Raw genomic sequence first — 22,342 nt, 5'->3', positions numbered from 1 at the left:
TAAGTTGTCACAAATTGCGCAGAAGGTAAAGCTCTACAAAACAACGATCTTCGCTCTTGCCCGATCATCGGGATTCTGCGACACTTTGGCGGTGGTAAAAGCAGCGCAAGACAAGGGAAATGAAGTAGGCGCTTCTTTTGATGGTGCGTGGGATGACGTGCGCGCCGATGCTACGATTCAATTTACGCCCAGCCCGGCACCCCGGCCACCGGAAATTCCGCAATGGTGGCGGGATTTTCTCGACTGGCTTGGTGACTTGCTCAGACCCCTGTTCGAAATGGTCGCGGCGGCCTGGCCGATATTGCGTATCCTGTTGCTGGTTATGCTTGCCGTGGGCGTGCTGACTTTGCTCTGGATAATCCTTGCGCCTTATGTCGAGCAATGGCGCGGCCGGAAACGCCCGCCGGAGGACGTCTGGCAACCGCAACCGGCAGCAGCGCGGGAGCTGCTCGCGCAAGCCGAGGCGCTGGCCGCAGACGGCCAGTTTGACCAGGCGGTCCACTTGCTGCTCCATCACAGCATTGCCGATATTGAAAAGCGCCGGCCGGATTTGCTGCGTCCGTCGAACACGTCACGGGAAATCGAGCGATTTGACAGTTTGCCCGAAACCGCACGGGAGATGTTTGCGGTGATCGTCGGTCAGGTCGAGCGCGGCATATTTGCGGCTCTGCCGATTGACGAGAGCGGATGGCAGGTATCGCGCGATGCCTATGCCGGTTTTGCGCTCAAGGAAAGCTGGCGGAGCGCAGGAAAAGGATGAGCGTTCAGGCCAATCCATTTCAGCGAACCACGATCGCGATCATGTTCGCAGTCGGTTTCGCGGCGTTTGTCGCGCTGCTTTATGGGCTGGGTATGGGTGACCCTCTGGCCTCGGGCAAAAACGGCGATGCCCACGGCGCATCCAACAGCATTATCGGATATAAGGCCTTTGCCAATCTGCTCGAGAAAACCGGCGTTCCGGTGCAATATTCGCGGTCTCCGGCGGGCATGGACAATGAGGGTCTGCTGATTCTGACGCCGGGACCGTTTACACCCACCCAAGACATTGATGCGGTCGTTCAGCAGCGTTCCTATGTCGGGCCGACGATGATAATCTTACCGAAATGGCAGGTGTTCCAAAACCCGAAGCTAGAGAAAGGCTGGGTTGCACGCGGAGACCTGTGGGGCGGGGACCCGGGAGAGGCAATGCTGAAGGACCTGGCGGAGGTTAGCATCACCGTCGATGAGACGGCGCGTCCGGGAAAAGCATTGGCTTCGGCCGTTGGCGCGCGCGTGAAAACACCGGAAATGCCAGTCACCATCAAGGGCGATTCCATTCGCGCAATCGTGCGGGGGCCGTCGTCAGGGAGTGCGCTGGTCGCCTATGTCGATGATGGCGGTGTCTATGCGCAGCTGGACCGGCTTGATGAATCGCGCATTACCGACGAAGACGAAATAGATGAATCCTTCTATCCGGTGCTGATCGTCGCCGATGCCGACTTGCTCAACAACGCCGGCATGGCAGACAAATCAACAGCTCGTCACGCGCTTGCGCTGGTCCGGGCGGCTTCCACAGCCAGCGATGGCGGCGTGACATTCGACCTCACGTTCAACGGTCTGGGGCGTTCGGAAAATCTGCTGACTCTGGCCTTTGCGCCGCCGTTTTTATCCGCCACCATTTGCCTGATCACCGCAGCTCTCGCTGCCGCCTGGATGGCCTTCAACCGCTTCGGACCGCCGGTCATGGAAAAGCGCAGCCTGGATTTTGGCAAGACCGCGCTGGTCAATAACAGCGCTGCCTTCATCAGCCGGATGCAGCGCGGATATCTGATCACCGATCCCTATGCCGAAATGATCCGCACGCAATCGGCCGAAGCCATCGGTATCAGCCCGCATGCCGATGAACAGGAAATCCATCAGAGACTGGACGCGTTGGGGGAAAGGGACGGCAACCGATTCACCGCCCTGTTCCAGCAACTCGTTCGTGCCCGCAAACCAGAAGAAATCGCCGACGGGGCCGCGGCCCTCCACGCCTGGAAAAAGGAATTTATCGGATGAACATCGACGAACTCAAGACGCTAGCGGATAATATCCGTGGTCAGGTAGCCAAGGCGATTATCGGGCAGGAAGAAATTGTCGATCATTTGCTGATCGCGCTATTCTCGTCCGGCCATGTGCTGCTCGAAGGACCGCCGGGCACGGCCAAGACTTTTCTGGCGCAATGTTTTGCGGCCACGCTTGGCCTTGATTTCGGGCGCATCCAGTTCACCCCCGATCTGATGCCCGGTGATATTATCGGGTCCAATCTGTTCAACTTCCAGACCAGCAGCTTCACCCTGACCCGCGGACCGATTTTCTGCGACCTGTTACTCGCCGACGAAATCAACCGCACGCCGCCGAAAACGCAGGCAGCGATGCTCGAGGCGATGCAGGAACGGTCAGTGACCATCGATGGCGAGACCCATGGACTGAGTTCGCGCTTCATGGTGGTCGCCACCCAGAATCCGATCGAGCAGCAGGGCGTCTATCCGCTGCCCGAGGCCCAGCTTGACCGGTTCCTGTTCAAGCTGCTTGTCGAATATCCTGACGCCGAGGAAGAAAAGAAGATCGTCGCCCAATATGGCGAGCGCATCGGCGCGCCGGTGCCAAAGGACTTCGGTATCGAAACACAGGCCGACAGCGCGACGCTGACGGCCGCGACCGAAGCGGTAAAGACGGTCAAGCTGGTCGAGGACGTAGTCGACTATGTTGTTCGGCTGATCCGGGCGACCCGTGAAACCGCCGAACTGGAAAATGGCGCCAGTCCGCGGGCGGCGATCATGCTGGCCAATGCGGCACGGGCGCGGGCGGCTATTTCCGGTCGCGACTATGTCATTCCCGATGATGTCAAAGCGCTTGCGCCATCGGTGCTCCGTCACCGGACCATGCTGTCCCCGGCAGCCGAGATTGAAGGCCGGCAGGTCGACAGCATTATCACCGGTCTGGTCGAACGGACGGAAGCCCCTCGTTGAATTTCTACCCGACCGGACGGGCCATCTGGCTCATCGCGCTCGGCGCACCGATTGCTGCCGTGCTGGCGGCGATCATCCCGTCGCTATGGGCGATCGGTGCGGGATGGGCGGCGATGCTTTTGCTCCTGCTCATTCTTGACGGACTGGTCGCGGCCAAGGTGAACGAGGTGCGCTTGACGGTGCCGGGCAGCACCGAGATCGGTGCACCGCTGTCGCTCGGGCTGGCTGCGGATTTCTCCGGAAAGATCGGGCCACGGAGACTGTTCGGCAATCTCGGACTGGATCAGCGGCTGGCGGAAGACGGAACAGTCGCGTTTGCCCTGAATCGCAACACCGCAGACAGTCACGGTTTTTCCGGTCAGGCGACCACGATCCCCGTCAGACGGGGAACCGGAGACATCGGCAAGCTGTGGCTGAGGTGGACCGGGCCGCTTGGTCTGGCGTGGCGACAGATCCAGAAGCAGAGCAATCAGAGCGTGGCCGTGATGCCCAATATTTCGGCCGTGCGCAGCCCTTCGGTGCAAATGTTCCTGCGCGATTCCCTGTTCGGTCTGCTCGCCCGGAAAATTCGCGGTGAAGGCAGCGAATTTGAAGCACTGGCCGAATATCAGCCGGGCATGGACCGGCGGAGCATCGACTGGAAAGGATCGGCGCGGCACAGCAAGTTGCTGGCCAAGGAATATGATACCGAGCGCAATAACCAGATTGTTTTCGCGCTGGATTGCGGATCGACGATGTGCGAGCCGATTGCCGGCCTGCCGCGCATCGACCGGGCGGTGTCGGCGGCGCTGCTGACCGCTTATATCACGCTCAAGGCCGGCGACCGGACCAGCCTGTTCAGCTTTGCCGCCAAACCGGAATTGTCGACGCCTTTCCTTTCGGGCAGCCGCAATTTCTTCAGGCTCCAGCAGGAAGCGGCGACCATCGACTATCGCCATCAGGAGAGCAATTACACATTGGCGCTGTCGAGCTTGCAGAATCGGCTCCAGCGGCGTTCGCTGATCATCATCTTCACCGACTTTACCGACCCGACCGCAGCCGATCTGATGCTCGAGGCGGCAGGGCGGCTGATCGACAAGCATCTGGTGCTGTTCGTGGTTCTCGAGGACCGGGAACTGACCGCGATTATCGATAAGGCTCCCGAGAGCGCCGAAGATGTCGCGCGAGCGGTCACGGCGCGGAACCTGCTCGACCAGAAGAAGCTGGTCCTGACCAGATTGCGGCACATGGGCATTGATGTGATCGAGGGCGCGCAACAGGATATCGGCACGCGCCTGATCAACTCCTATCTCAATATCAAAAGGCGGGGCGCGCTGTGAGTACCGAGCAGGCATTGAGCGCAGCGGTGTTGCGCAGCGACCGTTTCCGGCTGGAGCGGGAAGCGGACTGGATCCGGCTCGAAGACATTGTCACCAAAATGGAGAAAGGCAAGAGCAAGCGCCTGTCCGATGACGATGTGCTGGCATTGCCGACGCTTTACCGGACGCTGTTGTCCAGCCTGTCCATCGCCCGGGAAAATTCGCTCGACGCCGGGCTGATCGACTATCTCGAAGGGCTGGCGCTGCGCTCCTATTTTCTGGTCTATGGCACCCAGACCAGCTTCCGTCGCTGGCTCGGCAGCTTCTTTGGCGGCGGCTGGAGCCGGGCGGTCCGGGCAATCCAGCTCGATATATGGATTGCCTTGTCGGTGATGATCGCCGGCGCGGTGATCGGCTATATATTGGTCGCGGGCGATAGTGACTGGTTCTATGCGCTGGTGCCGGGCGGTCTTTCCGAAGTCCGGGTGCCGGGTGCGAGCGCGGAAGCCTTGCGCGGAACGCTTTTCGGTACGGAGGATTCGGACGGATTGGGCGTGTTCGCCGCCTTTCTGTTCAGTAATAATGCGCAGGTCGCGATCCTGGCCTTTGCGCTCGGTTTTGCTTTCGCCATCCCCAGCATATTGCTGCTCATTCACAATATGGCATTGCTCGGTGCGATGCTCTGGGTTTTTGCCCAACGCGGTCTGACGGTTGATTTTATCGGCTGGCTCTCGATTCACGGTACGACCGAGCTATTTGCCATATTGCTGGCCGGAGCTGCGGGAATTCATGTCGGCCGTTCGATCGCCTTTCCGGGGGCAAGGTCCCATCTGAAAGCGGCCAGCGACGCGGGCAAGCGGGCGGCTGTCGTCATGGTCGGTGTTGTCATCATGCTGATCTGCGCCGGCCTGCTGGAAGGCTTTGCCCGGCAACTGGTCAATAATACCGCTGGCCGCTTTGGTGTCGGCGGCGGGATGTTACTGCTGTGGCTGCTCTATTTCATCGGCTTCGGACGCGAACGGCGGAGGCCCGGCGCATGAGCGAGAGCAAAGCTGTCGAGCCATGGATTCGGCGATCTGCCAATCCGAAACTCGACCGGATCATGGTTACCCCGGAAGGCGTGTCCCTCAACGTCACGGTTGCCGCGGCGGGCGCAAGAGCCGGCGCGCTTGCGCTCGATATCATGATCATTCTCGGTTTGATCCTTGTGGTTACGATCGCCGGCTTGCTGATTCTATGGGGGTTCGGACTGACCATTGAGGGCAATGGCGAAAACGCGCGCGGTCCATTGCAAATATTGGCGGTCCTCTGGATCATTTCCGTCTTTCTGTTCCGCAACGCCTATTTTCTCTATTTTGAGCTCGGGGATCGCGCCGCAACCTGGGGGAAGCGAGCCGTCGGCATCCGCGTGGCAGCGAGAGATGGCGGGCGGCTGACCGCAGAAGCGGTTATCGCCCGCAATATCGTGCGTGATGTCGAACTGTTCCTGCCGTTGATGTTTCTGACCTCGGGCGAAGCCAGTGGAACAATGTCGGATCTGACCGCCTGGGCCGGTTTCCTCTGGGTGCTGATGTTTCTCCTCTTTCCCTTGTTTAACAAGGACCGGTTGCGCGGCGGCGACGTGATCGCCGGCACCTGGGTGATCCAGAATGTGAAAAAGAATCTCGGTGACATTGTCGCGCCTTCGGCAGCGCAGCTTTTGACCGATGGAGCGCCGGTGGCCGCGCGCTATCAATTTTCTGACGAGGATCTGTCAGTCTACGGCGAATATGAATTGCAGACATTGGAAAATGTCCTGCGCAACGACCAGAATGACGCGCTGGAAAAGGTCGCCGCGTCTATCTGCCAGAAAATCGGTTGGGAACCGGGCAGCGGCGACGAGCGGATCTTTCTCGAGGCATATTATACCGCGCTACGCGCCCGACTGGAGCGCAGCATGAAATTTGGCAAGCGGCGTAAGGACAAGTTTTCCACGCATGAGTGATAAGACTGGGTGGCACCGATCCGGCGGTTCCGTAGCGTCACCTTAATTGCTTGGTTAATTGCTTGTTTTTGGCGGGTTTCGCCCTATAGTCCAGCCAAATTCTGACCAAGGAGCATTCCCATGAATCTGGAATTCACAGAAGAAGAAAAGGCCTTTCGCGCTGAAGTGCGTGAATTTATTGAAAATAACTATCCCGAAAATATCGGGACTCGCGGCGTGCAGGATGACATGAGTCCCGAGGACATGGTCGCCTGGCACAAGATATTGGGCAAAAAGGGCTGGTCGACTCCGGCCTGGCCGAAGGAATATGGCGGTACCGACTGGACGCCGACCCAGCGCTATATCTGGGGCGAAGAAAATGCGCGGAAAAACACCGTGATGCCTTTGCCGTTTGGCGTCGCGATGGTTGCACCAGTGATCTACACATTCGGCAACGAAGAGCAAAAAGCACAGCATCTGCCGGGCATCCGCTCGGGTGAAGTATGGTGGTGTCAGGGTTATTCGGAACCCGGCGCCGGCTCCGATCTGGCCTCGCTGAAAACCACTGCGGTTCGCGATGGCGACGATTATATCCTCAACGGCCAGAAAACGTGGACCACATTGGCGCAACATGCCGACTGGGGTTTCTTCCTCTGCCGTACCGACCCGGATGCGCCCAAGCCGCAAATGGGCATCAGCTTCATCCTCGTCGACATGAAGACACCCGGCATTGAAGTTCGCCCGATCAAGCTGATCGACGGCGGCTATGAAGTCAACGAAGTGTGGCTGACCGATGTCCGCGTCCCTGCGACCAATTTGATTGGTCAGGAGAATCAGGGCTGGACCTATGCCAAATTCCTGCTGGCGCACGAACGCTCCGGTATTGCTGGTGTCGCCCGCTCCAAACGCGGTGTCGAACAGCTCAAGGAAATTGCTGCTGCTGAAATGCTCGATGGCAAACCGCTGATTGAAGATATGGGTTTTGCCCAGAAGATCAGCCAGCTGGAGATCGATCTTTCTGCTCTGGAAATCACCGAACTCAGAACATTGGCAGGCGAACAGGCTGGCAAGGGACCGGGACCGGAGAGTTCTTTGCTCAAGGTCAAGGGTACGGAAATCCAGCAGCGGCTGACCGAGCTGACTCTGGAAGCGGTCGGCCATTATGGCGCGCCCGATTTCCGCAGTTTCCCGGATGACGGGTCGAACGACTTCCCGATTGGTCCGGATTATGCCCATCACGCGGCACCGACCTATTTCAACATGCGCAAGACGTCGATCTACGGCGGGTCCAACGAGATCCAGCGCAACATCATCACCAAAATGATCCTCGGCCTTTAACCGGACCGACAAAGGGGAACCAATATGGATTTCGATTTTACCGACGAACAAAATATGGTGCGCGACGGAATTTCGCGCCTGATCCGCGAACAATATGACTTTGATACGCGCCGCAATGTGATCGCCAGCGAATCCGGCTGGCGGCCGGAGCTTTGGGCACAGCTGGCCGAGCTCGGCATGCTGGCCGCTCCATTTTCGGAAGAAGATGGCGGTTTTGGTGGTGCTACCGAAGCGATGATCATCATGGAAGAATTCGGCAAAGGCCTTGCGGTCGAGCCGTTCATCCCGAGCGTCGTTTGCGCTGGCGGTTTCCTGAAACATGGCGGCAATTCTGCACAGCGTGAAGAATATATCGGCGGGATTATTTCCGGCGAGATGATCTTTGCCTTTGCCTATGCCGAACCACGTGGACGTTATGATCTGGCCAATCTGGAAACCTCGGCAAAGGCCGATGGCGGCGATTATATCCTCAACGGTCACAAGGCCGTCGTGATTGGCGCGCCGTGGGCGACGCATTTCGTCGTGACTGCGCGCACATCGGGCGGACAGACGGACAAGGACGGTGTCTCGGTATTCGTCGTCGACAAGGCAGCGCAAGGCGTCAGCACGCGTGACTATGCCACCGTCGATGGCCGCCGCGCTTCGGAAGTCTATTTCGAGAATGTCAAAGTCTCCGGTGATGCTTTGATCGGTGATGCAGGTAACGGCCTGCCACTGATCGAGAAAGTCGTCGACGAAGCAACCGCAGCGGTCTGTGCCGAAGCGGTTGGCGCGATGAAGGTGACCAACGAAACCACGCTCGACTATTCGCGCCAGCGCAAGCAATTCGGTACGCCGATCGGATCGTTCCAGGTGCTTCAGCACCGGATGGCTGATATGCTGATGGAATATGAGCAGTCGGTTTCGATGTGCTATCTTGCCACGATCAAGCTCGATGAAGACGATGCGACGCGGAAGAAAAATGTTTCGGCAGCGAAGGTGCGGATTGGACAGGCGGGGCGTTTCATCGGCCAGTCGGCGATCCAGACCCACGGCGGCATGGGCATGACTGACGAGCTTGCTGTCGGCAGCTATTTCAAGCGTCTGTCGATCATCGAAGGCGAATTCGGCAGCGTCGATCATCATATGCGGCGGCACATTGCCCTGACCGCGGGTTAGTCGAAAAAAACCGTCATCCCGGACTTGATCCGGGACCCAGAGCGTTAACGAGCAATGTTCATGATCGTGGCTCTGGGTGTTGAATCGAGTTCAGCATGACGATACATCCTATCATTTAAGGGGATAGAGCCTGTCTGGCTCTGTCCCCTTTTTCGCGCTAGGCCATTGCCATCCTTTGGAGAGGGTGCAGATGAACAAAAATTCCAGTCCGGTCGCTGGCGGCGTGTATCGTTACTATGTGTTGATCATGCTGATGCTGACCTTCATGTTCAACATCACCGACCGTCTGGTGATGTCGATCCTGATCGAGGATATCAAAGCCGAATTTGTCCTGAGTGACACGCAAATCGGCCTGCTTGCGGGGACGGCTTTCACCGTTTTCTATCTCATATTGGGCGTTCCGGCCGGTCGCCTGGCAGATCGCACCAACCGCAAGACTATGGTCGCCGTGTCGCTGTCCCTGTGGAGTCTGATGTCGGCGCTGTGCGGAGCGGCTCTGGGCTTCTGGACCTTGCTGCTGGCGCGCCTCGGTGTCGGTGTCGGGGAGGCTGGCGGTGGACCGCCGTCGGTGTCGATCATCACCGATTATTTTGCGCCGCATGAATTGTCGCGGGCGATGGGCATATATGCTGCCGGAGCTGTTCTCGGGCCTGTGCTCGGCTATGCCGCCGGGGGATTGCTGGCCGAGGCTTATGGCTGGCGGTGGACCTTTGTGATTCTGGGCCTGCCGGGCATCTTGCTAGGGATCATTCTCTATCTGACCGTCCGCGAGCCCCAGCGCGGCCGCTATTTCAGACAAAAATCCGCGAAATCCGGTGCCGACAAGCAGGAACCGTTCATGACCACGATGCGCTCTCTGTGGACGAACAATATCTTTGTGCGGGTGGTCCTGGCCAATAGTTTCACCAACATACCGTCCTTTGCCTTTGCCATATGGCTGGCGCCGACGCTGATCCGGAACTTTGATGTCTCAAAGGGCGAAGTCGGTGTTTATCTTGGTGCGGTGTTGTTTGCGGGCGGCGTTCCCGGGATGATTTTGGGTGGCTATCTCGCTGATTATCTCGCCAAGAAAAATCCGCGATGGCGGCCATGGTATTGCGCACTGGCGGTCTTGCTGACCTTGCCATTCTGGACCTTCTGCCTGTTGTCGACCAGTCTCGAAATGACTCTCGCATTATATATCTGCGGCTATATTCTGCTGGTATCCACGCAAGGCGCGGCGATCTCGATGGTACAGGCGGCGGTCTTGCCAACCGAACGCGGGACGGCTTCGTCGATCAGCAGCCTTTCGATCAATCTGCTCGGCTATGGCATCGGCCCCGCACTGATCGGCTTGATGAGCGACAATTGGGCTGATTCCTATGGCAGCATGTCGCTCAGCTATGCGGTTATTGCGACCGTGGTAGTGAGCCTGAGCATGGCGACGATATTATTCTGGTGGGCTGCCAAGGCCGTGAACGCGGAACCGGCGCCAGCCTGAGCTACAGCAGCAGGCCGCCATCGGCGATAATTGTCTGCCCGACAGTATAACCGGCCAGTGGCGACGCGAGAAACAGGACCAGCCCAGCCATATCATCCGGATCGCCAATGCGACCGAGCGGGATCGACCGGATCGTCGCTTCCCGGCGTTTGGGATTGTCGGTGGTCACCTTGGTCATCTTGGTTGCGATCAGGCCGGGTGCGACACCATTGACGCGAATGCCGTCCGGTGCCCAGGCCTTGCCCAAAGTACGAGTCAGCCCCACCGCGCCGGCTTTGGAAGCATTATAGCCCGGATTGCCGACGGTCGCATGGAAGGCGGCGGTCGAGCTGATGATGATCAGCGAGCCTTTTGTCTGTTTGAGCAGATCATAAAATTGCCCGGCACAAGTCATCAGGCTGTTGAGATTGACCTGAACGACCTTGGCAAAATTCTCCGGTTCAAATTCGGCGCGCTTGTACATCACCATGCCTTGCGAGCAGACCAGTGCGTCCAGCCGGGTAAATTTCTGCCGCAAGGCGATGATCGCAGCATCATCTCCGGCATTGAGTTGATGAAAGGTCAGGCCTTCCAGATCGGAGCCTTCGTCCGCAGCATAGTCAGCTTCGCTAGCGCGGGTTCCGGTCACATGGACCTCGGCGCCGCAACCGCGAAAAGCCTGCGCGGTGGCATTGCCGATTCCGCTAGAGCCGCCAATTATGCAGACGGTTTTGCCGGTAAAATCAATGGACGTGTCTATCATTATCTTCTCCTATGCAATTGACTATTGGCCGAGCAATTGCCGATCGTCTAGAGCCTGTTCTCTAATTTAGCCGGAGCAACGACATCATGAATATTCCCTTTTCCCTCAAAGGCCGCACCGCCCTGATCGCCGGTGCCTCCTCAGGCTTTGGTGCGCGCTTCGCCCGATTATTTGCAGCAGCGGGTGCGAATGTCGTGCTGGGTGCCCGGCGCACCGACCGGACCGATGCTTTGGCAAAAGAAATTATTGATGCAGGCGGTAAAGCGCTGGCGGTTCCGCTTGATGTCACGGATGAAGCGTCGATCATCGCTGCCTATGACGCCGCAGAGGCGGCATTCGGTACGGTTGATACGATCATCGCCAATGCGGGCGTATCCGCTGCGGGCAGATCCACAGACGTAGCGGCGGACCGCTTGCAGATGCTGCTCGATACCAATTTCAAGGGTGTCTATCTTGTTGCAAGAGAAGGCGCAAAACGGCTTATTGCCTCGGGTAGCCGGAAAAAGGAAAACGGCAGGATCGTGATTATCGGTTCGATCACGTCGCGACTGACCGGCGACGGCGACAGCGCCTATTCCGCCAGCAAGGCGGGCGTGGCCCATCTCGGCCGCAATCTCGCGCGCGAATGGGTCCGGCAAGGCGTGAATGTGAACACGATCCATCCCGGTTATATTCCGACCGAAATACAGGGCGACTGGTATCAGACGCCGGGCGGCGAAGCGCAAATCGCCGGTTTCCATCGCCGCCGGCTTCAGGATATCGAATCACTCGATCCGATGATGCTCTATCTGGCGTCCGACGCTTCGCGGATGATGACCGGGTCGGATATCGTCCTTGATGATGGACAATCGCTCTGAGAATCTGACCGACAGGCCCTAGCTAAACAAAGGGTGCCGGGGGCAAAATAAACCTGCCATATCTTTCCGATGGTAGAGGATATCCGCCCCAACGAGGGCATCGAGATTAAAGCAGATATTGCATCTGCCTCACGGCGGCGTGCAAATTATGCGCTCGCTGTCCTGTTTGTCGTCACCATGCTCAATTTCCTCGACCGGCAGGTGATTTCGATCATCGCCGAACCGATCAAGCGCGACCTCGGGTTGAGTGATACCCAACTCGGCCTGATGACCGGTCTGTCTTTCGCGGTATTTTACACGACATTGGCGATTCCACTCGCTGCATTGGCGGATCGCTGGAACCGCAGCCGGATTATCGCCATCGCGATTGCCATATGGTCTCTGATGACGGTGCTGTGTGGAATGGCGGGCAATTTCGTGCAGCTGTTTCTGGCGCGTATCGGGGTAGGCATTGGCGAAGCGGGTTCCTCACCGGCTTCGCACAGCCTGATCGCTGACCTGTTTCCGCCCGAACGGCGTGCCGGCGCGCTCGGTATCATGGGTGCAGCGGTTCCCGTTGGTGCGTTCATTGCTTATGCCGGTGGCGGCTATATTACCGAAATGTTCAGCTGGCGGGCAGCATTTTTGTTGGCTGGCCTGCCGGGAATCATCATCGCCTTGATTATATGGTTCACTGTGCCCGATCCGCGCGGCAAGGTCAGTCTGGCAAAGGCTCTGCAACCGGTGCCGGGTGAGGTGACGTTGCGCAGCGCCTTGCTCGAACTGTCACGGAAACCGGCTTATTGGCATCTGGTTGCTGCCGGCGTGCTGGTGCAATTTGTCTCTTATGGTCTGGCCAGCTTCTACGGTAGCCTGTTCGTGCGCGTACACGGTATGAACTATGGCGAGCTTGGCTGGAAACTCGGCGTGATGGTCGGATTGACCGGCGGCTTCGGTGCCTGGTTCGGCGGCAAGGTCGGGGACATTATCGGCAAGCGTGATCCGCTCATGCCGCTATTGGTCAGCGGACTGGTTCTGGTTCTGGCTGCCCCTGGCATGATTGCCGCTATCTATGCGGACAATGCCAATGTCGCGATCATGCTGCTCGGTTTCCCGACCTTTGCCGCGACCTTCTACTTCGGTCCCAGCTTCGCGGCGGTGCAGACATTGGCCGGCGACCGGACCCGGGCGATGGCGGTGGCGATCTATCTGATGGTGGCCGGTCTGATCGGACTGGGTCTTGGGCCGGTCTTTGTCGGCGGCCTGTCCGACTTTTTCGCCGGTGGGGCCACCGGGCTGGAAGCCAGTGCGCTGCAGCAGGCGCTGATGATACTTGCGCTGTTTAATCTCTGGGCCGGTTTTCACTATTGGCGCGTCTGGGTGTGGATGAAGCGCCGGCGGGCCTAGGAATTTATTTGCCGCCCGTCACATAGAGGCATTGGCCGGTCACCCAGTTCGACGCCGGAGACGCCATATAGACCACCGCAGCGGCGATATCCTCTTCCCGGCCGAAGCGGGCCAGCGGAATCTGGAACTGCTTGAGCAAGGCCTGGCGTTTCTCTTCGGAATCGATACCCATGGATTCGTCAAAATTCTCGGTCGGAATTGGTCCCGGAGCGACTGCATTCACCCGGATTTTGGGTGCAAGCTCGAGCGACAGGGTCGCGGTCAGGCTGTTCACTGCCGCTTTAGAGGCGCCATAGGGTCCGTTTTTGGCCTGGCCGCCGATGGCTGCGCGCGAGGAAATATTGATAATCGCACCACCATCATCGCCCATATGATGCGCCGCAGCCACGGCCCCCATCCATACGCTTTTCAGATTGAGCTCAATCTGCGCGTCCCAGCTTTCTTCGGGAGTGCGCGTTAGATAGCGCGGTGTGCCGTCGGGCAAGCCGCCGGCGTTGCTGACCCAGATGCTCAGCCGGCCCAGTTCCTCGACCGCACGATTGGCGAGATTTTCCAGCGCAGCGCGGCTGGTTACGTCGGTCGGTACCGCGATCGCGCGGCGACCCAATGCGCGGATTTCATCGGCAACCTTTTCCAGATCATCGGCAGAACGCGCGGCGACCGCGACATCGGCGCCCGCTTCGGCCAGACCCAGCGCGATCGCGCGTCCGATTCCCTTGCCGGCACCTGTTACGACAGCGACTTCACCGTCGAGTTTGAATTGATCCAATATGCCCATGATCTCGTTCCCTTGAATGGTTCGTTCATTGATTGACCAGCCTAGCCGCCGCGCGGCCGGCAATATAGCCGAAGGTCAGCGCAGGCCCCAAAGTGCCGCCTGCTCCGGCATAGACGCTGCCGGTCGGCGCGCTGATCACGTTGCCGGCGCCGAACAGTCCGGCAATCGGCTCGCCATCGACATCCAGTATCTGCGCCTGCGCGTTGGTTTTCGCGCCACCATTTGTACCGAGTGCGCCCATCCTGATTTCCACCGCGTAGAACGGCGGCTTGGTCAGCGATCCCAGAGTCGCTCCCGCGCCTTCTCTGGAACGGTCACCGTAGAAACGGTCATAGTCGGTCTTGCCACGACTGAAATCCTGATCGTCCAGTTGGTTGGCCAGCTCGTTGAAGCGGTTGACCGTGGCGGGGAGATTCTTTGCATCGACACCGATTTTTTCTGCCAGCGCTTCGAAGCTGTCTGCCACTGCCACCCAGTCGGGTAGCGGACTGCCGGGCATGAAGGAGGCTAGCGGATAGCGTTCCCGATATTGGGAATCGAAAATCAGATAGGCCGGCAGATTGGGATAGTCATAGCTTGCCGGATCGAAAGCATGGAAGGCACCGGCCAGCGCCGAGTAGTTCGCCGCTTCGTTACAGAATCTCTTGCCGTCGCGGTTGACCAACATACCGTGCGGCAGGGTCCGCTCGATCAGCACCGGCATGTTTCGTGTCTCGCCGGTCTGCCATTGCGCTTCGGGGATCGCGAGGGTCGGCACCCACCAGGCGCTGGTCATATTGCCCAGGCCCGCGCCCGCCGCCATCGCCATTTTCAGGCCATCGCCGTGATTGGTCGGCGGCGAGGCGGGTGCGTCGAGCGGCCCGCGCAAAAAGGCGTGTTTTAAAGCGTCATTCCATTCGAAGCCGCCGGTGGCCAATATTACCCCGTTTCGCGCAGTGATTGTTTCCCGCTCGGTACCTCGTTCGACGATGGCCCCGGTCATCCGGCCATTTTCGATGCAAAGCCGGTAGCCGCCACAACCGAGAACCGGCTCGATGCCGCGTTCCAGACAGGCCTTGAGCAGCCGCCCGACCAGCGCCTGCCCCCAGCCGCGTAAATCTCCTTCATTGCGCCGCTGCAACTCCTCCGGCTCGACCACGCCGCTGCCACCGCCAAGCGGTGTTTCGCGCAGCATCATTCTCGGCGAGGGACCATGTTCAAGCACCCGGTCTTTCCATTTGCCGAGCGAATTAAAATCGAACAGTTCATTGTCGAGTGATCGTCCGCCATCTGCTTTCGCACCGGGACGATCCTCGTAATAATCCGGATAGTCCGGCATCATAGTCAGCTTGATTGCATCGATACTGGTGAGGAAGGAGAGCATCGGCCCTGCTTCGGTGACAAATGCCCCGAGCACGTCCTCGTCCATCTCGCCATGATCGAGCGACAGGAAATAGGAGAGGGCTTCGGCGGCGCTGTCCTCTATGCCTTGCGCGGCCATCTGCTCATGATCGGGCAACCAGACCACGCCCCCGGATATCGCGGCGGTCCCGCCCAGCCGGTCCTGCTTTTCGATCAGCCGGACCGTGGCACCGGATTCTTTCGCCGCCAGCGCGGCAGCAAGACCTGCTGCACCGGCGCCGATGACCAGAACGTCTATCTCGCTGTCGACCATTGAACTCCTCTCCGTAATCGGACTGGAACAGGGTCTAAAGCCTTGCGGATATTGTCACAAACCGCACTTTGAATAGCGGGGAGGTTTCAGGCATCGGCCCTAGCGACCAGCGACGGCAGCGGACGGCCGAGAATATTTTCGAACCAGTGGTTGGTGGCTATGGCTTTGCGCAGATCGAGATCATGTTTGATACCTGACCGGTTGAGCAGATTGACCAGATCCTCCGTTGCGATATTGCCTGTCGCATTGGGCGCAAAAGGGCATCCGCCAAGGCCGCCGAGGCTGGAGTCCAGGGTTTTCACGCCTGCCTGAACCGCAGCCCAGGCGTTGGCAATGCCGGTGTTGCGCGTGTCATGAAAATGCGCGCGCATAGAAATATGGTCGGGCAATATTTCCCGGAGCCGCCCAAACAGGTCGGTGACCTGAGCGGGCACGCCGACACCGATAGTATCGGCGAGCGCGATTTCCAGCGGATTTTCAGCCGCCATTTCCTCGGCGATATGGAATATCGTTTCCGGATCGACCGCGCCTTCGAACGGACAACCAAAGGCCGCCGAGATGGTGACCTGCGCTTTCAGCCCTTCGGCTTTGGCAAAGCGGATCATCTCCCGATTCTCCTGAATGCCCTGCTTTATGGTCTGGCCCTGATTTTTCTGACCGAATGTGTCGCTCGCCACGACCACGCAGCCGACTTCGTCAATCCCGCGCTTGTTGCCCTCTCGCGTCGCCAGTCCGCGGAGAACGCCACGCTTGTTCAGACACAGGCCGATATAGGAAACATCATCGCGGTCGGGCAGGCCGGCAATCACGTCTTCGGCATCGGCCATTTGTGGCACGCGCCCCGGATGGACAAAGCTCGCCACTTCAATCCGGCGCACCCCTGCATCCAGCATATGATCGATCAGGCCGAGCTTGTCCGCCGTCGCAATAATTTCGGATTCATTCTGCAGACCGTCGCGTGGACCGACTTCCAGAATATTTACAAAGCTCGGGGTTTCTTGTGCCATATTATGCGTAAACAATCATGCTCCTCCTTTGTATAGCAGAAATGATGATGCGGGAGTATTTTTCATGATGCAAGGGGGCATTGGCACGGTTCCGGCTGACCTGAAAGACCGTGGCATCATTTGAAGGCCGGCCCGCTGAGCTTGCTCCACTGCGTGAGACGCGCAGTCGGGACGGCGCATTTCATGACCGCAAGCAAGTGGATGCGCCTGCAGCGAACGGTCCGGACCAGCTATAAATTCTGGTGCTGTCGATTGTTGTCGGTCGGCAAAGTTAAGCCTGCGACGGCTGACTATTTGCGGGGCCCTCGCAAGCATCTTCGGCGAATAATTTCTCATAGACGCGTATCGTCTGCTCCGCGATTTCTTCCCATTGCGGAAAGCGATTGCGGTTTACGCGGAAAACATCCGGATTGGCGTGGGCGCGGTCGAGTGCGCTGACCATGCTGCGCATATCCTCCGGGCTAAAATAATGTTTGGCGTTCAATCGCAGATCCCGGTTCTCGGGGAGATCACTCAACAGAACCGGACAGCCAACGCTGATCGCTTCGAGCAGGGTATTGGAATGTCCTTCGCGGATTGACGGGTTTACGAAAAACCGCGCACCGCGATAGAGCGTGGCCAAACGCGATCGCGGCAGGCTGCCAAGCATCTTGATCCGGTCGTCACCCAAAGCCTCTATTTGCTTGCGTCTGGCACGTTTGTCCCATTGTCCGACAATCACCAGCTGCATTCTAGGATGGCTTTCGGCAAAGACCCGAAAGGCGGCAATCAGACTATGAATGTTTTTCTGTTGAGAGATCTGGCCGACGAACAGAATATAGTCCCCCCTGACGGGCGGGCTCGAGTTTTTCGGAAAATCGTCCGCTCGGTCGAGTGCGTTCCCGATGATGTGGATGTCTTTATGAATGCCTGACGCGCGCAATTTTTTTGCCAAAGCGGGTGTGACGACGATGATTTTATCGGCCCAGCGCAATTGATATTTGGCGCATCGCATGAACCATTTTCCTGCTCTGCTCCAGGGACGCTGGTGACAATCGGCACCGAGGCGGACGACGATTTTGCACCCGATCAACTTATAGGCCCAAAGCAGAAACGCCGGTTCCAGTCCGGCCATATGGACAATATCCGGACGCCCCCGCAATGCTTTGAACAATGTCAGAAGCGAATAGATCAGTTCATCAATCTTACCGAAACCGGGCGTCGGCGCGCGCCATAACGACACGCCGCGAAAATCGCCGCTTTTGACATGGGGTTTCCAGCCCGCGACGCATACTTTCCAGCCTCGCGCTGCGATCAAAGGGAACAGGCTTTCCGCGTTTTTTTCGGCACCGCCTTCCACATCAGGCATGCCGCGGACGCCGACGACTAATATCGTTTTCATTAACGTCCCTCTGCCTGCCCCTAAAAATTGAGGTCATTTGAGCCAAGCCTGGTTAACAAATGCAACTGTGATCCGGTTAGTTGGCCGGTATAGCCAAATATTTACAATCGATCGCGGTTAATCAGAGTCATTTCATCCATTGTGGCTCATTTCATAATGATATTTTGCGGGAAGCTGTCGATTGCGTTATCAACGTGCCAACGAGGTTAAAGGCCTGTTGACCAGGCATGCAATTAGCAAGACGGAGTGGGCTATAATGCTTGAACATCGGGCCGATCAGTTGAAGCCACTTCCCTCTGTTATCCGCAAGTTTCTGGTACTGGATCCGCGTCGCGTTGAATTCAGGATCCGGGGCTTCGACCTTGCCGAGAAAAGCCATGAAGAACGGCTGGAATCGATCGGCAAGACATTTTTGCGCGGTTATAATCTGATATTGTCGGCCCGTTCTCTTGCCGCGTTCGAACAGGCGATGGCGGAGGAACCGGCTTTGCTGCGCGGCTTTTTCGTCGAAGGGGGAGCGATGGGCAGCGCGCTGGTCGATTCCATCCCGTTTCGGCGGCCGATGCTCGGGAAATTCCGGGAACGGTTCGAAGAGCGCTTTCCGCTGCTGGTCAATGCCGGCACCGGGCTGGCGATGTCCAAGCTTTCCTGGCGAGAAAAGGCCATTGTTGGTGCGCTGGACCCGTTTTACCGCTGGATGGCCTATGACGGCATGGGCTATCACAATGTCTATTTTCAGCAGGAAAAGACCCTCAACAGTCCCAAGCGGATATTGGAAGGCTACGCCTCGCGCGCTTATGATCAGGGTGTCGGACGCGGCATCTGGTTCGTCAGCGGTGCCGATATCGACAAGGCAGCGGCTCTGGCAGGATCCATGACGGCCGATCGGCAGGCGGATATCTGGTCGGGAATCGGGCTGGCCAGTTGCTATGCCGGTCCGGCGGACGAGAAGGTCTTTATCGACGGTTACCGGCTGGCCGGACCGAGCGGCGAGTGGTTCGCACAGGGGATAGGTTTCGCCTGTAGCGCGCGGATGAGCGACCAGAGCATGCCGGAAACTATCTGCGCGGCAATCAGGACCCTGTGGGATATGGAGCCCGAAGCGCTGGCAGCACTGGTGGAGCAACTGCGGCAAGACAATGTGACCAGGACTCGTTCGGATCGTCCGCGATACGAGGCCTGGAGGCATAGCGTCGCGGCGGCTTTTACTCAAAATATCGCCGGACGAAGGCTCAGTGATGCCAAGGGCATTCCCTTTCCGCCGGAAGGGGAACGGGAAGCGGTGCCATCGGAAACCCGCAGCCAGTCCACCTGAGGACCTTGGTCCCATTCAGGGTTGCGCTAATATCCGCAACGACGGTTTTGGTCATGGTTTAACGCACTGCCCGGCAATGTACCGGAACTTCTCCGCATCGAAGACTGTCTTTTCATCCACAGGCAGATCGGCTTATTCGCAGCCCAATATCGTATCGGCCACCGTACCCAGAGCCACCCGCGACAGGCTGAAATCGATCGACCCGGTCGTTGAAATCTGGAACGGAGCGTCCAGTTTGCGAACATCCGCTCCGGCATTCGCAAAGCATTTGATCGGTACGCCGACGGTCTGCCATTTTCCGACATCGAGTGTGTTCAGCGCGGCCGGCGCAATTTCTCCGCCACAACCATCGCCGCATCGCATCGATAATTTGACCGGCGCGCTGGACCGCTTGTCGTAGCGCATGGTAATCAGCAGCAAGACATCGCCATTGGTCTCGCGGCTGACGTCTATCGGCGCATGTGTCACCAGTTCGACGACGGTCGGTCCGCCGCCCCCGGAAATGAATTGCCGCGCCCCTTCCTGCGTTAAATGGTCGACCGCTCTGACCTGAACCCGTCCCCCGATCGCCTCCGCCGGGGTGGTGGTGATACGCGTCCTGTCGGACTGCCCGTCAGATACAAGCAACGACCATGATGCGGTCGGAAGGCCCTTGTCAAAAAACAATCCGGCACTGGCTTCCTCGTTCACGACTCCGGAGGCTTCAGACAAAGTCCCCAAGTCCGAGGCACTGGGAGTGGTCAGGCCATAGCCGAGATCGAACAGACGTGGTCCTTTGGCATCGGCGGTCATCGGCCAGGCGAAGCCCAGCCTTCCTTGAAATTCATGCGCAATGTTTCCGTCTGTCTTGCGGAAGAGCATGTCTGCAACGCCGCCACCTTCGGAGCCAGGCAACCACGCGGTCACAAAAGCATCGGACGCGTTGATTTCCGGATTGGTCCACAGGGGGCGTCCGGTCAGAAAAACGGCCACCACCGGTACGCCCTGCGCCTTTAATTTGCGCATCGTTGCCAACGGCCCCTTCAACTCGGGTTTGAGCTGCAATGTTTTGAGGTCGCCCTGAAATTCGGCATAAGGCATTTCGCCAAAGATGACGATTGCCGCGTCGGGTTTGTCGACAAAACTGCCGTCGGGCGCATGGCGGGCCGTGCCACCAGCGGCGGTGACGGCATCTTGTATCCCCTGCCAGATTGATGTCGCACCGGGGAATTTGTCATTGCCGATGCCGGTTCCCTGCCAGGTCAGCGTCCAGCCTCCCGAAGCCCGGCTGATATCGTCCGCTCCGTCGCCGGCGACCAGAATATTGCTATCGGGTTTCAGCGGCAGGAGCTGTTTGTCATTCTTGATCAGAACCAGCGACTTGCGCACGGCCTCGCGAGCAAGCGCCCGATGGTCCGCGCTGCCGAGCAGTTCGAAACGGCCGGAATAAGGTCTGTCGGATGGGCGGCCGGCTTCAAACAGTCCGGCGCGAATTTTGACGCGAAGGATATTGGCTACCGCATCCTCGAGCCGGTCCATCGGTACAATGCCGCTTTTCGCCTGTTCCAGCAGGCTGTTGTAGAGCGGTTTCCATGTATCCGGCGCCATATACATGTCGAGCCCTGCATTGATCGCCTGAGGACAGCTGGCATTGGTGCAACCCAATATCTGGCCATGGGCATTCCAGTCACTGACGATGAAACCGCCAAAGCGCATCCGTTGTTTCAGGACGTCGGTCAGCAATCCTTTGTGTCCGGTTATTTTCTCGCCATTCCAGCTGGAAAAACTGGCCATGATGGTCTGGACACCAGCATTGATCGCCGGGACATAGGGGCTGCCGTGAATATCGCGCAATTCCGTTTCGCTGATTTTGGCATCGCCCTGATCGCGACCTTGATCGGTGCCGCCGTCGGCCAGAAAATGTTTGGTGCTGGCCAATACATGGGGGCCAGATAAAATTGGTTGGTCGCCGGGCTTTCCCTGAAGGCCCTGGATAAACCGCCCGACATAGCTGGCGACTATAGCGGGATCCTGCGAATAGCCTTCATAAGCGCGGCCCCACCGGCCATCCTGTGGCACTGTTATCGTCGGCGCAAATGTCCATTCCATGCCTGTCGATCTCAGCTCGAGCGCAGTCGCCTCGGCGATTCGTTCGATCAGATCGGGATCGCGCATTGCGCCAAGCCCCACATTGTGCGGGAATATTGTCGCGCCGACGATATTGCTATGGCCGTGCACCGCATCGGTGCCCCAGATGATCGGAACAGCCGTCCGGTCGCCGCTGGTGTCGACTGATGCATCATAAAAGGCGTCTGCGAGTGCCAGCCACTCGCCGGGAGGCGCAAATTCGTCATTCTCCGGTGCCGAGTTGCCGCCGTTCAGGATTGAACCAAGATGATAGCGCCGTGCTTCCTCGGGCGTCACGCTGGCGATATCCGCCTGAATGACCTGGCCCACTTTTTCTTCGATGGTCATGCGTGCGATGATCGCATCGATGCGCGCTTCGACCGAGGCGTCCTCGGGATAGGGCCAGTCCGCGCGCGGCCAGATTTCCGGATGGACGGTGGCCGCCAGATTTTCCTCAGGTGCAGCGACATTTTTGCCAGGTGAGGGCAAGGCAACGCACGCCGTGGTCAAGATCGATGCCAGTAACGGGCTAACCAGATGGTGGCGTGCTCTAACGGTCAATTTTGATTCCTCTCACAACGTCTGCGCCACTCATCGGTAGCGTTCTTCTCTGCCAGTAAATATATTTGACAGCGTTATCAACTATTTTTGACAAGGTTGTCAATTTGTCGTTGACAACCTTGTCAATTTTTTGCAGATCAGAATGCGAGATGGAGACTATTTAGATTTTCTGACTCCATTGGTGCATCGGGGGCCTGCAATTTGGCCCTTTAGGGCTTGTAAGTCGTAAAGACTGCAAGTGAATTGGATTTAAGTGATCGCGCTTCAGGCGTGACATTTGGGAGGATAGCAGAATGATCGGTCGGAAGTTTATATCGCGGCATAGTTT

The 22,342-nt window shown here is 58.2% G+C and carries 18 protein-coding genes; 12 read left to right on the top strand and 6 right to left on the bottom strand.

Features of this window, described 5'->3' with window-relative positions:
• Positions 1 to 85 precede the first annotated feature (85 nt).
• From AAC060_RS01135 to AAC060_RS01095, 9 genes are all read left to right on the top strand, one after another.
• Positions 86 to 760, top strand: coding sequence for a hypothetical protein (locus AAC060_RS01135; protein ID WP_339821914.1), 675 nt, complete (start codon positions 86 to 88; stop codon positions 758 to 760).
• Positions 757 to 2,037, top strand: a complete 1,281-nt coding sequence (locus AAC060_RS01130; RefSeq protein WP_339821912.1) for a DUF4350 domain-containing protein — start codon at positions 757 to 759, stop codon at positions 2,035 to 2,037. Before AAC060_RS01135 ends, AAC060_RS01130 begins: the two co-directional genes overlap by 4 nt.
• Positions 2,034 to 2,990: a MoxR family ATPase gene (locus tag AAC060_RS01125; RefSeq protein ID WP_339821909.1), complete on the top strand. Its 957-nt coding sequence runs from the start codon at positions 2,034 to 2,036 to the stop codon at positions 2,988 to 2,990. Before AAC060_RS01130 ends, AAC060_RS01125 begins: the two co-directional genes overlap by 4 nt.
• Positions 2,987 to 4,309 carry a DUF58 domain-containing protein gene (locus AAC060_RS01120; protein WP_339821906.1) on the top strand — a complete coding sequence of 441 codons (1,323 nt, stop codon included), beginning with the start codon at positions 2,987 to 2,989 and terminating at the stop codon, positions 4,307 to 4,309. Before AAC060_RS01125 ends, AAC060_RS01120 begins: the two co-directional genes overlap by 4 nt.
• Positions 4,306 to 5,328: a stage II sporulation protein M gene (locus AAC060_RS01115; protein WP_339821903.1), complete on the top strand. Its 1,023-nt coding sequence runs from the start codon at positions 4,306 to 4,308 to the stop codon at positions 5,326 to 5,328. Before AAC060_RS01120 ends, AAC060_RS01115 begins: the two co-directional genes overlap by 4 nt.
• Positions 5,325 to 6,272 (top strand): RDD family protein, encoded by a 948-nt coding sequence (locus AAC060_RS01110; RefSeq protein WP_339821900.1) that lies wholly within the window; start codon positions 5,325 to 5,327, stop codon positions 6,270 to 6,272. Before AAC060_RS01115 ends, AAC060_RS01110 begins: the two co-directional genes overlap by 4 nt.
• 120 nt (positions 6,273 to 6,392) lie before the next feature.
• Positions 6,393 to 7,589: an acyl-CoA dehydrogenase family protein gene (locus AAC060_RS01105; protein ID WP_339821898.1), complete on the top strand. Its 1,197-nt coding sequence runs from the start codon at positions 6,393 to 6,395 to the stop codon at positions 7,587 to 7,589.
• Between the two features lie 24 nt (positions 7,590 to 7,613).
• The gene (locus AAC060_RS01100; RefSeq protein WP_339821895.1) at positions 7,614 to 8,747 is read left to right on the top strand and encodes an acyl-CoA dehydrogenase; all 1,134 of its coding nucleotides are present in this window, start codon (positions 7,614 to 7,616) and stop codon (positions 8,745 to 8,747) included.
• A gap of 190 nt (positions 8,748 to 8,937) precedes the next feature.
• Positions 8,938 to 10,227: an MFS transporter gene (locus AAC060_RS01095; protein WP_339821893.1), complete on the top strand. Its 1,290-nt coding sequence runs from the start codon at positions 8,938 to 8,940 to the stop codon at positions 10,225 to 10,227.
• 1 nt (position 10,228) lies between these two features.
• Here AAC060_RS01095 and AAC060_RS01090 read toward each other — a convergent pair whose 3' ends face one another.
• A complete protein-coding gene (locus tag AAC060_RS01090; RefSeq protein ID WP_339823760.1) occupies positions 10,229 to 10,966 on the bottom strand; it encodes an SDR family oxidoreductase in 738 nt (245 codons plus the stop codon).
• A gap of 89 nt (positions 10,967 to 11,055) precedes the next feature.
• On the opposite strand from AAC060_RS01090, the gene AAC060_RS01085 reads away from it, so the two are divergent.
• On the top strand, positions 11,056 to 11,826 hold the full coding sequence (locus tag AAC060_RS01085; RefSeq protein ID WP_339821890.1) for an SDR family NAD(P)-dependent oxidoreductase: 771 nt from the start codon (positions 11,056 to 11,058) through the stop codon (positions 11,824 to 11,826).
• Between the two features lie 69 nt (positions 11,827 to 11,895).
• On the top strand, positions 11,896 to 13,212 hold the full coding sequence (locus tag AAC060_RS01080) for an MFS transporter (RefSeq protein WP_339821887.1): 1,317 nt from the start codon (positions 11,896 to 11,898) through the stop codon (positions 13,210 to 13,212).
• 4 nt (positions 13,213 to 13,216) lie between these two features.
• Here the strand turns inward: AAC060_RS01080 and AAC060_RS01075 are convergent, their stop codons facing one another.
• The 4 genes from AAC060_RS01075 to AAC060_RS01060 all read right to left on the bottom strand — a co-directional run bounded on the left by AAC060_RS01075 (position 13,217) and on the right by AAC060_RS01060 (position 18,032).
• Positions 13,217 to 13,990, bottom strand: a complete 774-nt coding sequence (locus AAC060_RS01075) for an SDR family oxidoreductase (RefSeq protein ID WP_339821884.1) — start codon at positions 13,988 to 13,990, stop codon at positions 13,217 to 13,219.
• 25 nt (positions 13,991 to 14,015) lie between these two features.
• Positions 14,016 to 15,644, bottom strand: a complete 1,629-nt coding sequence (locus tag AAC060_RS01070) for an FAD-dependent oxidoreductase (protein WP_339821881.1) — start codon at positions 15,642 to 15,644, stop codon at positions 14,016 to 14,018.
• 86 nt (positions 15,645 to 15,730) lie between these two features.
• Positions 15,731 to 16,651 carry a hydroxymethylglutaryl-CoA lyase gene (locus AAC060_RS01065; protein WP_339821879.1) on the bottom strand — a complete coding sequence of 307 codons (921 nt, stop codon included), beginning with the start codon at positions 16,649 to 16,651 and terminating at the stop codon, positions 15,731 to 15,733.
• 271 nt (positions 16,652 to 16,922) lie between these two features.
• Positions 16,923 to 18,032 carry a glycosyltransferase family 4 protein gene (locus AAC060_RS01060; protein ID WP_339821876.1) on the bottom strand — a complete coding sequence of 370 codons (1,110 nt, stop codon included), beginning with the start codon at positions 18,030 to 18,032 and terminating at the stop codon, positions 16,923 to 16,925.
• 256 nt (positions 18,033 to 18,288) lie between these two features.
• Here AAC060_RS01060 and AAC060_RS01055 point away from each other — a divergent pair, with 256 nt between their 5' ends.
• Entirely contained in the window at positions 18,289 to 19,347 is a 1,059-nt protein-coding gene (locus AAC060_RS01055) for a DUF1702 family protein (protein WP_339821871.1), read from the top strand.
• Between the two features lie 132 nt (positions 19,348 to 19,479).
• Here AAC060_RS01055 and AAC060_RS01050 read toward each other — a convergent pair whose 3' ends face one another.
• Positions 19,480 to 22,014 (bottom strand): exo 1,3/1,4-beta-D-glucan glucohydrolase, encoded by a 2,535-nt coding sequence (locus AAC060_RS01050; RefSeq protein ID WP_339821869.1) that lies wholly within the window; start codon positions 22,012 to 22,014, stop codon positions 19,480 to 19,482.
• Positions 22,015 to 22,342 lie beyond the last annotated feature (328 nt).

It is taken from the genome of uncultured Parasphingorhabdus sp., from assembly GCF_963975555.1.
Classification (GTDB): Bacteria; Pseudomonadota; Alphaproteobacteria; order Sphingomonadales; family Sphingomonadaceae; genus Parasphingorhabdus.
The sequence above is the reverse complement of the archived record's forward strand: the minus strand, read 5'-3'. Positions and strand labels throughout refer to the sequence as shown.